Source organism: Microbacterium keratanolyticum, assembly GCF_016907255.1.
Classification (GTDB): Bacteria; Actinomycetota; Actinomycetes; order Actinomycetales; family Microbacteriaceae; genus Microbacterium; species Microbacterium keratanolyticum.
In genome coordinates, this window is sequence record NZ_JAFBBQ010000001.1 from 2,063,288 (window position 1) to 2,075,866 (window position 12,579).

General features: G+C 68.1%; 13 protein-coding genes. 12 read left to right on the plus strand and 1 reads right to left on the minus strand.

Going from position 1 to position 12,579, the window contains the following annotated elements; translation table 11 throughout:
• Positions 1-26: 26 nt before the first annotated feature.
• Positions 27-1,088: a polyprenyl synthetase family protein gene (locus tag JOD62_RS09910; RefSeq protein ID WP_271171504.1), complete on the plus strand. Its 1,062-nt coding sequence runs from the start codon at positions 27-29 to the stop codon at positions 1,086-1,088.
• 51 nt (positions 1,089-1,139) lie between these two features.
• Entirely contained in the window at positions 1,140-2,513 is a 1,374-nt protein-coding gene (locus JOD62_RS09915) for an FAD-dependent oxidoreductase (protein WP_204939127.1), read from the plus strand.
• A 66-nt stretch (positions 2,514-2,579) separates the two neighbouring features.
• Here JOD62_RS09915 and JOD62_RS09920 read toward each other — a convergent pair whose 3' ends face one another.
• Complete coding sequence (locus JOD62_RS09920; RefSeq protein WP_204939128.1) at positions 2,580-2,963, minus strand: hypothetical protein; 384 nt, start codon at positions 2,961-2,963, stop codon at positions 2,580-2,582.
• Positions 2,964-3,099: 136 nt separating this feature from the next.
• Here JOD62_RS09920 and JOD62_RS09925 point away from each other — a divergent pair, with 136 nt between their 5' ends.
• From JOD62_RS09925 to JOD62_RS09970, 10 genes are all read left to right on the plus strand, one after another.
• Complete coding sequence (locus tag JOD62_RS09925; RefSeq protein WP_204939129.1) at positions 3,100-3,738, plus strand: hypothetical protein; 639 nt, start codon at positions 3,100-3,102, stop codon at positions 3,736-3,738.
• A 106-nt stretch (positions 3,739-3,844) separates the two neighbouring features.
• The gene (locus tag JOD62_RS09930; protein WP_204939130.1) at positions 3,845-4,462 is read left to right on the plus strand and encodes a copper resistance CopC family protein; all 618 of its coding nucleotides are present in this window, start codon (positions 3,845-3,847) and stop codon (positions 4,460-4,462) included.
• 14 nt (positions 4,463-4,476) lie between these two features.
• Complete coding sequence (locus tag JOD62_RS09935) at positions 4,477-5,040, plus strand: copper chaperone PCu(A)C (protein ID WP_204939131.1); 564 nt, start codon at positions 4,477-4,479, stop codon at positions 5,038-5,040.
• The gene (locus tag JOD62_RS09940; protein WP_204939132.1) at positions 5,040-6,269 is read left to right on the plus strand and encodes a Dyp-type peroxidase; all 1,230 of its coding nucleotides are present in this window, start codon (positions 5,040-5,042) and stop codon (positions 6,267-6,269) included. The genes JOD62_RS09935 and JOD62_RS09940 overlap by 1 nt, the downstream gene beginning before the upstream one ends.
• A 67-nt stretch (positions 6,270-6,336) precedes the next feature.
• Complete coding sequence (locus JOD62_RS09945) at positions 6,337-7,404, plus strand: alpha/beta hydrolase (RefSeq protein WP_204939133.1); 1,068 nt, start codon at positions 6,337-6,339, stop codon at positions 7,402-7,404.
• Positions 7,405-7,413: 9 nt separating this feature from the next.
• A complete protein-coding gene (locus JOD62_RS09950; protein WP_204939134.1) occupies positions 7,414-7,902 on the plus strand; it encodes a YajQ family cyclic di-GMP-binding protein in 489 nt (162 codons plus the stop codon).
• A 178-nt stretch (positions 7,903-8,080) separates the two neighbouring features.
• Entirely contained in the window at positions 8,081-8,710 is a 630-nt protein-coding gene (locus tag JOD62_RS09955; RefSeq protein ID WP_204939135.1) for a GntR family transcriptional regulator, read from the plus strand.
• Entirely contained in the window at positions 8,710-11,223 is a 2,514-nt protein-coding gene (locus tag JOD62_RS09960) for a glycoside hydrolase family 2 protein (RefSeq protein ID WP_204939136.1), read from the plus strand. Before JOD62_RS09955 ends, JOD62_RS09960 begins: the two co-directional genes overlap by 1 nt.
• 57 nt (positions 11,224-11,280) lie before the next feature.
• Positions 11,281-11,433 (plus strand): hypothetical protein, encoded by a 153-nt coding sequence (locus tag JOD62_RS09965; RefSeq protein ID WP_204940245.1) that lies wholly within the window; start codon positions 11,281-11,283, stop codon positions 11,431-11,433.
• Between the two features lie 113 nt (positions 11,434-11,546).
• A complete protein-coding gene (locus tag JOD62_RS09970; RefSeq protein WP_204939137.1) occupies positions 11,547-12,548 on the plus strand; it encodes an ABC transporter in 1,002 nt (333 codons plus the stop codon).
• The last annotated feature ends 31 nt before the right edge of the window (positions 12,549-12,579 follow it).

Sequence of the window (12,579 nt, forward strand, 5' to 3'; positions counted from 1 at the left end):
TCACGACAACAGATAGGCTGGAACACGTGACTTCGAGCCACTCCGCCTCGGGTTCGCGCCTCGCGAGCCGTCTTGGCTTCAGCGACCGCGTGTTCGTCGGCCCCTCCGCGCGCCGTCTGGCCCGCGAGGTCGAGGCCGGACTCGATGTCATCGAAAGTGGTCTGGCGGAAGATCTGCGCGTGGCCGATTCGTTGGCCGATGCCGCTGCTCGCTATCTGTTCGAGGCTGGCGGCAAGCGTGTGCGCCCGGTGCTCACACTTCTCGTCGCGCAGCTGGGTGACGGCAACATCGCGCCCGTCATCGACGTGGCCAAGGCGATCGAGATCACGCATCTCGGATCTCTGTACCACGACGACGTCATGGACGGCGCAGACCGCCGTCGCGGTGTGCCCTCGGCCCATGAGGTCTGGGGCAACAACGTCGCCATCCTCACGGGTGACATCCTCTTCTCCCGAGCGAGCCAGATCATGTCGCGTCTCGGAGAGCGCGCGATCCGGCTTCAGGCCGACACCTTCGAGCGTCTCGTGCTCGGACAGATGCACGAGACCATCGGCGCGCAGCCCGATGACGATCCGATCGAGTTCTACATTCAGGTGCTGGCCGACAAGACCGGCTCTCTCATCGCCGCCGCGACGCAGGCGGGGATCATCTTCTCGAACGCACCGTCCGCCTTCGAAGAGCCGCTGCGTGTGTACGGCGAGAAGGTCGGCGTCGCGTTCCAGCTGCTCGACGACGTGATCGACCTCTCGGCCGATGCCGAGAACACCGGCAAGGTCCCCGGCACCGACCTGCGCGCGGGCGTTCCGACGATGCCGTATCTGCTGTTGAAGACCGACACCGATGCGACGTCGATCGACCTGGCCGCACGGATCGACGCGGGCGTCGCTGAGATCGCCGACGGCGCAGACCCGGCGATCCTCGATGGGCCGCTCGCCGAGCTCCGAGACCACGCGGCGACGCAGCGCACCCTGGATCTGGCGCGCACGTGGACCGACGACGCGATCTCCGCGATCGCCCCCCTTCCCAACGGGCCGGTGCGCGAGGCGCTCACCCGGTTCGCACAGACTCTCGCTGATCGCAGCAGCTGAGGCGTCCCGCGGCCGGTGTGCCGCGTGTGGGCGCAGTGACGAAAGGACCTCATGACCAAGCTGAGACTCGCCATCGTCGGAGCAGGACCGGCCGGCATCTACGCCGCAGACATCCTGCTGAAGGCGGAACGCAAGTTCGACGTGTCGATCGACCTGTTCGAGCAGCTCCCTGCGCCCTACGGTCTGGTCCGCTACGGTGTCGCGCCTGATCACCCGCGGATCAAGGGCATCATCACGGCGCTGCGCGATGTGCTCGACCGCGGCGACATCCGCATCTTCGGCAACGTGCGCTTCGGCGAAGACATCACGCTCGAAGACCTGAAGAACCACTACAACGCGGTCATCTTCGCGACCGGCGCCATCCGTGACACGAGTCTCGACATCCCGGGAATCGACGCCGTCGGCTCCTACGGTGCGGCGGACTACGTGAGCTGGTTCGACGGCCACCCCGACGTGCCGCGCGAGTGGCCGCTGGATGCGGAATCGGTTGCCGTCATTGGCAACGGCAACGTCGCGCTCGACGTGGCTCGGATGCTCGCGAAGCACGCCGAAGACCTGCTGGTCACCGAGGTGCCGCAGAATGTCTACGAGGGCCTCGCCGCAAGCAAGGTCACCGACGTGCACGTCTTCGGTCGTCGCGGACCGGCGCAGGTGAAGTTCACCCCGCTTGAGCTGCGCGAGCTCGGTGAGCTGCGCGACGTCGACATGGTCGTCTACGACGAGGACTTCGACTACGACGAGGCCTCCCGCGATGCCGTCGCGAGCAACAAGCAGGTCATGGTCATCGACCGTGTGCTGCAGTCGTGGCGCAAGCGGGACTCGGTCAACAACGCCGGCGGCACCGCATCGCGTCGTCTCCACCTGCACTTCTGGGCGCGCCCGGTCGAGCTGCGCACCGACGAGGAAGGCCGCGTCGCCGCGATCGTCTACGAGCGCACGAAGCCGGATGGCGAAGGCGGTGCGGTGGGCACGGGCGAGATGCGCGAGATCGAGATCCAGGCGCTGTACCGCGCCGTCGGCTATTTCGGTTCGCCGCTGCCGGGTGTGCCCTTCGACAAGAAGCACGGTGTGATCCCGAACCGCGAGGGGCAGGTCATCGAGGCCAAGTCGAACCAGCGCGTGCCGGGGATCTACGCCACCGGTTGGATCAAGCGCGGACCGGTGGGTCTCATCGGCCACACGAAGTCCGACGCAATGGAGACGGTGCGCCACATCATCAACGACCAGGGCTCCTGGTGGCAGCCGACCGATCCTTCCGAAGAGGCGATCCCGGCGCTGCTCGCCGAGCGTGGCGTGCAGTGGACCGACCTCGACGGCTGGCACCGCCTCGACCAGCACGAGATCGCGCTGGGCGAGCCGCACGAGCGTGCGCGCGTGAAGGTCGTTCCGCGCGACGAGATGGTGCGGATCTCGCGCGGCGAGTGAGCCAGAGAGCATGACGGCGGATGCCCCAGACCGATCGGTCCGGGGCATCCGCCGTTCTCTGTGTGATCAGGGAGCGGGCGTCACCTCGACGGTGAACGTCACGCTGTCTCCGCTTTCGGAGTTGTCGAGGGTGACCTCGGTGGATCCCTCGGCCAGGGCTTTCAGCCCGGGGTTGAACTGCGCCGAGCCGTCGTCCTTTCCGGGGGTGAACTCGACGATCTTCGGGTCGGCGATGTCCGCCTCCCACGACGTGTACGTCTTGTCGTCTCCGGTGAGGTCGATGACGTTGCCGACACCGACCGTGACGGTCGTCCCATCGATCTTCGTGAGGTCGGCGATGACGGGCGCGATGACACCTGTCGAGGGTGCGGCGCAGCCGGCGAGGGCGAACGCGGAAGCCATGCCGAGGGCGAGAAGCGCGGCGGTACGGGGGCGGGTCGTGCGGGTCATAGGAACCTCCGAAGGGCAGAGACGGGGTAGTTGTGCCTGTAGCGCTCAGCGTAGGGGGAGCGGCGCACGCAGCGGCTGGGAATGCGCAGTGATCCGCGCGTGCGAAAAGGGGTGGCGGATCTGAGAGGATGGAGCCATGCGACAGTCCCGGGCCACGCGCGTCCTGCGTGGTGCTGTCGCGGCCTCGGTCGCGACGTTCGTCGCGCTGCTCTCGCACGTCGCCGGTGGCGGTCCGCTGCCCGGCCTCCTGTGGATGCTGACGCCGTGGGTCTTCTCGATCCTCATTTCGGTGATTCTCGCGGGTCGCGCGCTCTCGCTCCTGCGGTTGTCGTTCACGGTGGCTCTGAGCCAGGTGCTGTTCCACGGCATGTTCGCGCTCGGTGCCGTTCCGACATCAGGGCTCGTGGGCGTTCCGGAAGCGGCAGGCGTGCACGTGCACGGTGGGGCATTCATGCTTCCGGCGCTCGGCGCATCCGCGGCGGCGAGCCCGCTCGCCGGTGATGCCCTCATGTGGGCGATGCACGCGGTCGGCGCGATCGTCACGACGGTGGCCCTGTACCGGGGCGAGCGTGCGGTGCTGCGGCTGCTCCAGCTTGCTTCGGACCTGCTCGCGTGGGTGCAGCGGAAGCTCATCCCCGTGCAGACGGTCCTGGCGGCGGTGCTCGCACCGCGGCCGCGCGGACTCGCCGCGGCGACCGCGCTTCTGCCGGTGGCGGCGACGTCGCCTCATCTCTCGATGGTGATCCGTCGAGGCCCTCCTCTCCTCTCGGTGTGAGTTCCTTCGTGCGCCCGATTCGCGCACGCCTTCACCCATCTGTGCGCGCACGGCGCTGATCGTGCGCGCCGGGGGCGTGGTGCTGCCATGCCCCGAAAGGAGAGACATGTCTCGTATTCGTACCCTTCTGGCGGGGGCCGCATTGGCGACCGCTGTTGTTCTGGGCACAGCGCTGCCTGCTGCCGCCCATGATGATCTCGTCGGGAGCACCCCGACCGCGGGCGAGACGCTCGCGACCCCGCCCACATCGGTGACCCTGTCGTACAGCGCCGACGTGCTGACGATCGGGGCACTCGTCTCTGTCGTCGACGCGAGCGGCACGGACTGGGCCGCGGGAGAGCCCGTCATCGAGATGACCGACGTGACCACGCCGTTGAAGGACGGTATGCCCGCCGGGGCATATGAGATCCGCTGGCGCGTGGTCTCCAGCGACGGACACCCGATCTCGGGTCTGGTTCCGTTCACGGTCGAGGCATCCGAGGCCCCCGAGGTCGTGCCGTCGCCGACGCCGGAGGTCACCGCGGCAGCGACGTCGGAGCCAGAGCCGGAGGCATCCGCCGGTCCGGTCGCCGACGATGCTCAGGATTCCCTGTGGGACTCGCCGGTCGCCCGCACCATCGTGATCGCCGGTGCGGGTGCCGTCGTGGCCCTCGCGCTGTTCTTCGGCATCTCGTTCTTCCGTCGACGCCGCAAGGCCGCCGGTTCCACGGACGAGAAGCAGTGAGAGGGCGGATCACCATGAACACGACATCGCGCAGCATCCGCCTTGCCGCTCTCGCAGCCGCCGTCCTCGCCCTCAGCGCCTGCGCGCCGGCGGCACCCGCTCCCGAGTCCGCCCAGGCGGAGGTGACGATCGCCGCAGACTCCGTGACGATGGCGGACACCTGGGTCAAGGCCGTGCCCGAGGGTATGTCCGCGGCCTTCGGTGTCATCGAGAACCCGAGTGCCGTCGATGTGACGATCGTCTCGGCGACCAGTGAGGTCGCACATATGGTCGAACTGCACGAGACCGTGGAGGACGAGACCGGCCAGCACGTCATGCGCGAGAAGCAGGGCGGGTTCGTGATCCCCGCGGGCGAGCGTCTCACGCTCGAGCCCGGCGGAAACCACCTCATGCTCATGGGGCTCACCGGTCCACTCGTCGCGGGTGCGGATGTCACGCTCACGCTGACGTTCTCGGACGGATCGACGCTCGATATCACGGCGCCCGTGAAGGACTACGCCGGTGCGAACGAGAACTACGAGGGCGGGCACGGTGGCTCGGATGAGGACGCCGGTCATGATCACGGCGGCGATCACTGATGCCTGACCCAGACACTGCCAGCCCGCGGCGCGCCAGCCGACGGCAGTTTCTGCTGGGCGGTGCCGTCGCGGGCGTCGGTGCCGTCGCAGCGGTGGGGCTCGACGCGCTCGTCGCGTCGGCCCGCCCTGCGCCGGCGGTGGCGGAGCCGGCAGCATCCCCGCTGCACGGTTCCGAGACGGTGCCGTTTCACGGCATCCATCAGGCCGGAATCGCGACGGATGCTCCTGCGCACGCTCTGTTCGTCGGGCTCGACCTCCGCCCCGATGCCGACGCCGCCGCGTTGCGCCGACTCATGCGGACGCTGTCGGATGATGCGGCGCGCCTCACTCAGGGGCGGCCCGCGCTCGCCGATACCGAACCCGAGCTCGCGGTGGCGCCGGCGAAGCTGACGGTCACCTTCGGGTTCGGTCCCGGGTTCGTCGCCCGTGCACAGGGGGAGGCGCCTTCGTGGCTGCGTCCGCTGCCGGCGTTCGGCATCGACCGCCTGGAGCCCGCGTGGTCGGACGGCGATCTGCTGCTGCAGATCTGCGCCGAGGACCCGTTGGCTGCAGCGCATGCCGCGAGGATGCTGTTGAAGGATGCTCGCAGCTTCGCCCAGGTGCGGTGGTGGCAGGACGGCTTCCGCCGGGCGCACGGCACCGTCGCTCCGGGCACCACGATGCGCAACCTGTTCGGTCAGGTCGACGGCACGAGCAATCCGATCCCCGGCAGTGCGGACTTCGACCGGCTCGTGTGGGTGGCTGACGGATGGATGGCCGGAGGTACAGGGATGGTCGTGCGCCGCATCCGCATGGATCTGGACACCTGGGATGAGCTGGACCGCCCCGGACGCGAGCAGTCGGTCGGGCGCACACTCAGCACAGGAGCACCGCTGACGGGGATGCGCGAGCATGACGAACCCGATTTCACCGCGGTGAACGGGCTCGGGTTTCCGGTGATCCCGGAGTTCTCGCACGTTCGGCGTTCGCGCAGCGACGACCCGCGTCAGCGCATCTTCCGGAGGGCGTACAACTACGACGTCGCCCCGGACGGCAGGGGCGTCTCGGAGTCGGGTCTCGTCTTCGCGACGTTCCAGGCCGACATCGATGCGCAGTACGTGCCGTTGCAGCAGCGCCTCGACGAGCTCGATCTGCTCAACCAGTGGACGACGCCCATCGGCTCGGCCGTGTTCGCTATCCCCCCAGGGTGTGCGGAGGGCGGGTACGTCGGCGAGACTCTGCTCGACTGAACCAGGGGTGCGACGTCTTCGCGGCGTCGCACCCCTGCGGCTGAAGCCGCAGCACTACGCTGGCACCATGGCCGACTGGATGCCCGACGTTCTCGGAGACGAGTTCGAACAGCTGACGCTCCCGCTCGGGCAGGACGATGAGGGGGAGGTCGTCGCGACCCTCGTGCGCGCCCTGCCGCAGCGTTCGTTCTGGAAGCGTCTGCTCGAGGGGCCGCTCCCGCTCGCCGACGTCGATGTGCTCTACGTGCACGGGTGGTCCGACTACTTCTTCCAGAAGCGCCTCGCCCGTTTCTGGACGTCCCGAGGAGCCCATTTCTACGCCCTCGACCTGCGCAAGTACGGCCGCAGCCTGCGTGAGGGGCAGACGCACGGCTTCGTGACGAGCCTCACCACGTATGACGAGGACATCGCCGCGGCCCTGGCTGCGATCGGAATCGAGGTGCCGCCGAGCGACGGCGTCGAGACGACGGGGGATGCGCGTCCCGCGCGTGCGCGGCGGCTGGTGCTCCTCGGTCATTCCACGGGTGGGCTCACGCTCAGCCTCTGGGCCGACCGGCATCGCGGCGTCGCGGACGCGCTGGTGCTGAACAGCCCCTGGCTGGAGCTGCAGGTGCCCCGGTTCGCCCGCGAGACGATCGCGCCGTTCGTGGGTCTGCAGGCGCGCCGGCGTCCACTCGACAGAGCGCCGCAGATCGATCTGGGCTTCTACACCCGCGCGCAGGCGGAAGCCGCGGATCCGCTCGATCCCGTCGAGCCGGACCGGCACTGGCGTCCGGAGGTCAGCTGGGATGTGCACGCCGGGTGGCTCCATGCGATCCTCACCGGACACGCGACGGTCGATGCGGGTCTCGCGATCGACGCCCCCGTGTGCGTGCTGCTGTCTGCGCGATCCACGCTGCCGACCGCCTGGTCGGACGAGCTCACGCGAACAGACAGCGTGCTCACGGTCGACAACATCGCGCGCGCAGCCCTCAAGCTGGGATCGTCGGTGACGATCGAGCGCATTCCCGGCGCCCTGCACGACATCTTCCTCTCGCGCCATGACGCACGGGAGGACGCCTACCGGCGCCTGGATCGGTGGGTCGCCGGATGGAACGCGGTCGAGACCAGGGAGATCAAAGGTCGCCCTCGCTAGACTGGAGGCATGGCTGACTCATCTTTCGACATCGTCTCCAAGGTCGATCACCAGGAAGCGGAAAACGCCCTGAACCAGGCGCACAAGGAGGTCGAGCAGCGCTACGACTTCAAGGGCACGGGCGCATCGATCAAGTGGAGTGGTGAGCAGATCCTCATCATCGCGAACACGGAAGAGCGCGCGAAGGCGGTGCTCGACGTGTTCCAGTCGAAGCTCATCAAACGGGGCATCTCACTCAAGAGCCTCGACGCCGGCGAGCCCTTCGCCAGTGGCAAGGAGTTCCGCATCGTCTGCTCCCTGAAGGACGGCATCTCCTCGGAGAACGCGAAGAAGGTCAACAAGATCATTCGCGACGAAGGGCCCAAGGGCGTCAAGAGCCAGATTCAGGGGGATGAGCTGCGGGTGCAGTCGAAGAGCCGTGACGACCTGCAGGCGGTGATCGCGCTGCTCAAGGGCAGCGACCTCGACGTCGATCTGCAATTCGTGAACTACCGCTGAAATTCGCGGGCCTTCACGGCACCTGCTGGCCACGGCCACGGGTGCCGTTCCCCATTGAGGCCCGCTCAACATATTGGTTTGCCCCAGATCGTTCGAGGCTCTTGAGAATCGGGCGATCGGCGTGGTGTAGTTGTCCTCCTGGGCACGACGCTGGGCATGACTTGGGGGTGCAAGGACTATGGATATCGCCGAAGGAACGCCGGGCGGCAAGAAGCTCCTGGCCGACGAGGTCTTCGACCGACTCGCGCATTCGATCATCGACGGAACGCTGCAGGCGGGTGAGCGCATCCGCGATGCCGAACTCGCAGCGAGTTTCAACATGTCGCGCATGCCTATTCGTGAGGCGCTTCAGCGCCTGGAGCGCATCGGCATGGTGGTGATGTACCCGAGCCGTTTCACGCAGGTGACCGAGGTCACGCCGGAGGTGTCGGATGCTTCGCTGGAGTTCGCCGGCTACCTCTCTGGTTCGGTCGCGCACATGAGCGTGCCGAAGCTGACGAGCACGGAGCGCGAACATGCAGCGAGTCTCGTCGACGCCATGATCTCGAGCATCGGGAATGCGAAGGAGACGTCGAACGCGCGATGGGCCATGTTCGACTATCTGGGGGCCCGCACGGGCAATCCACTTGTGCGCTCGGTGCAGCTGGAGTACGGCATCGCCATGTTCCGAAACCTCAGCGAGTGGCATCTGACCGATGAGCAGTGCGCACGAATGCGCGAGGTCACCGAGGAGTTCCGTGCGGCGCTGCTCGCAGGCGACGCCGCGGCAGCGGAGCGGACGGCACGCGCCATGCATCTCGTCGATTGATGCACTCCACTTCGCTCGACTCTGATTCCGGCACGACGTGGACGCTCCACCCCGTGCGTCTTGCGGAGGGCGCGCCGGTCCTTCCGGACACGATCGGCGCAACGGTGCCCGGGGTCGTGCACACCGATCTGCTCGACGCCGCGCTCATCGTCGACCCATATCTGGGCATGAACGAGCAGGTCGATGCCTGGATCGGCCATTCCGAGTGGGCGTACCGCGCCCGGATCGCGGCTCCGGCGGATGACGCCGCCGCCGAGCACATCGAACTCGTCTTCGACGGTCTCGACACGATCGCGACCGTGAGCCTGGACGGCGTGGAACTCGGGCGCACGCGCAATCAGCACCGCACGTACCGCTTCGACGTCACGGACGCCCTGCGTGCGGCCGGCGTCGCAGGGGCCGAGCTGGAGGTGCGCTTCGATGACGTGTGGGCGCACGCCGAAGCTCTGCGCGACGAACTGGGCGATCGTCCCAACGACTACCCGACTCCGGGCAACTTCGTGCGCAAGATGGCGGCCAACTTCGGATGGGACTGGGGACCGCAGCTCGTCACCGCCGGCATCTGGCGCACCGTGCGGCTGGAGAGCTGGAGCGGTGCGCGGCTGATGAGCGTTGTGCCGCAGGTCACGGTCGACGACGAAGGCGCGGGCCTCGTGCAGGTCACCGCGGTCGTGAATGCCACGACCCCTGCTGTGCGCACCGTCCGCATCGCCGTCGGCGACCTGTTCGCAGAAGTTCCGGTGGAGACATCCGGAACCACCACGGCCACGCTCCGCGTGCCGGAGATCGAGCGCTGGTGGCCCCGCGGAATGGGCGCGCAGAGACGCTACGACCTCGATGTCACGTTGCGTGAGGCCGCAGACGTGCTCGACGTCCGCAGTCGCAAGATCGGCTTCCGCACCGTCGCGCTCGATACGACACCGGATGCCCACGGCACGCCGTTCACCTTCCTCATCAACGGCACGCCGGTGTTCATCCGCGGGGCGAACTGGATCCCCGAGGACTGCTTCCCCTCGCGGGTGACCCGTGAGCGCTACCGCGCGCGCCTGACCGACGCCGTCGATGCCAACCTCAACATGATCCGCGTGTGGGGCGGTGGGATCTACGAGTCGTTCGACTTCTACGATCTCTGCGATGAGCTGGGCCTGTTGTCCTGGCAGGATTTCCTCTTCGCATGCGCGACCTATCCCGAGGAGCAGCCCCTCGCCGGTGAGATCGAGGCGGAGGCTCGCGACAACGTGGCGCGTCTCGCCGGTCACCCGAGTCTGGTGATCTGGAACGGCAACAACGAGAACATCTGGGCCTGGCATGACTGGGGTTGGCAGGCGAAGCTCGAGGCAGCCCCCGGCGGCAAGAGCTGGGGTCTCGGGTACTACACCGACCTCCTGCCCGAAATCGTCGCCGAGATCGATCCCTCCGTGCCGTACTGGGAGGGCAGCCCCTACTCGGGTGTCGCCGACATCCATCCGAACGATCCGGCGCACGGCAACATGCACATCTGGGACACCTGGAATCGCGTGGACTACCGGCACTACGCCGACTACCGCCCGCGGTTCGCCTCGGAGTTCGGGTTCCAGGGACCGGCGACCTGGTCGACGATTCAGCATGCGATCGCGGACGAGCCGCAGCATCCGGACTCCCCGGCGATGCTGCTGCACCAGAAAGCGGGCGACGGCAACGCCAAGATCATCCGCGGGATGCTGCCGCACCTGCCGACTCCCGCGCGCACGGCCGACGGTCACTATGACCTGGAGCAGTGGCACTATCTGGCTCAGCTCAACCAGGCGCGGGCCGTGGCCTTCGGCACGGGGTACTGGCGGACGCTGCGCCCGCTGTGCATGGGGACCATCATGTGGCAGCTCAACGACTGCTGGCCGGTGACGTCCTGGTCGATGGTCGACGGCTACGGTCGACGCAAGCCGCTGTGGCACGCGGTGCGTCGCGTCAACGCCGAGCGCTTCGCGCTCATCCGCCGCGGGGAGACCGGGCTCGTGCTGCACCTCGTGAACGACGGTGTGACTTCCTGGCGGGCCGCAGGAGTCGTGCAGACCCAGGACTTCGGCGGGGGAGTGCACGCGGAACAGGAGATCGACGTCATCGTCGCACCGCTCTCGTCGTTGCGCGTCGACCTCTCCCGCGGGGTGTCGACCGTCCGCGACACCGGACATCAGGTCGTCGTCGCCCGTCTCGACGGGCTGCTCGACGACCGCCCCGTCGTGTTCCTGTACGCGGAAGACCTCGACCTCGCACTGCAGGACGCGCCCGTCGACGTCCAAGTGGGCACCTGGGTCGACGGCGTGCAGCCGGTCACTCTCACGGCGCAGACGTTCACCCGTGGCGCTTCGCTGTTCCCGGATCGCCTCGACGCAGCCGCCTGGGTCTCCGACGTCGACCTCGATCTCTTCGCCGGGGAACCGGTCACCGTGCAGGTGCACGCGGATACCCCGCTCGATGCGGCGGCACTCGCCTCGACGCTGCGCACCCTCAACACTCTGGTGCGGGCCGCGCGCTGACCGCCGGATGCCCGCGCGCCTCGCCGTGGGCGGGTATCTGCGAGCTACCGTGAGGGCATGGCACGGATTGCGGGGCGAAACACGGCGATGGCCTGGACCGCCGGAGTCATCTGCATCGGGGTGGTCGCAGCACTCTTCGTCCTCGCTGCCCCTCTCGCTCCCGTTCTCGCGCAGTTCGCCGGAGACCTCCTGCGGTCGGTGACCGGCTGAGCGCACGGAGTTCTGATCTCGCGCGGCATCCGGTGTTTTCCGGCACGCCTCACGGGCGCAGGCCTCCGCGCGGAATACTCTCTGTGTGCACACATCCGAGGTGAGGAGCACTCATGAGCGAGCCCCAGGTTCCCCAGTCGTCAGACAAGGACGAGGTGAACGAGGTCGTCGACAGCGCCAACGCCGCGCTGGCTGACGCCGAGGCAGCGCGTGCCACCGGTGCAGACGCCGCTGCTGTGAGCGACGAGCCCGTCGGAGACGCCACCGCCCCGGACCCCAAGGCCGAAGCCAAGGCATCCGGTGTCGACGCCGATCTCGCCGCCTTCGAAGAGGCCGAGCGCGCGTTCCCCGGCACCTTCGGCGGAACCTTCACGCCTCCGCCGCCCGCGGTCGAGACGCCCGCATCGGCGCCTGCCGCGGCCGACGCCGCCGATGATGTGGCCGTCGCGGCGACCGCAGCGACCGTCGCCTATGCGGCAACGGCGAACACGGCTGACGTCACCGAGACGCGGATCGTGGCACCGGAGCCCGTCTTCGTTCCGCCCGCACAGCCGCAGCCCATCTTCGTGCAGGCGCCGGAGGCCCCGCGTGAGCGTGGCAACCGTGGCACCATCGCCGGCATCGGCCTTCTCGCCGCGCTCAGCTTCGCCGTGCTTCTGCTCGGCACCGCTCTGGGCCTCGGCGCCCTGACGGGTGAGGTCTCGTTCGAGAACATCGGCACCGCCGTGCTCGCGACGATCAGCGGCGTGGAGTTCTGGACGACCGTCGTCGTCTTCTATCTCGTCTTCTGCATCCTCGGCGCGATCATCAACCGCGGACGCTGGGGTCACTGGGTGATCTGGGGCCTCGTCGTCGGCCTCGGGGCCTACGGTGGCTACCTGCTCGGTGCCCTGCTCGCCGCGCCGTTCTGGACGCTCACTGCCAGCCAGGGCTCCGCGCTCCTCGCCGAGCACCTGTTCGCTCCACTCGCGCTCGCCTCCTTCGTGTTCGGACGAGAGCTGACGATCTGGTTCGGCGCGTGGGCGGCCCGCAGCGGCGCACGCAAGACGGTGTTGAACGCGGAGGCGCAGCGCGAATACGAGCGTACGCTGGAGGCAGGGCCTCAGCTTCCCTAGCGAACTCCACGGGGCCTGAACGCTTCTCGCA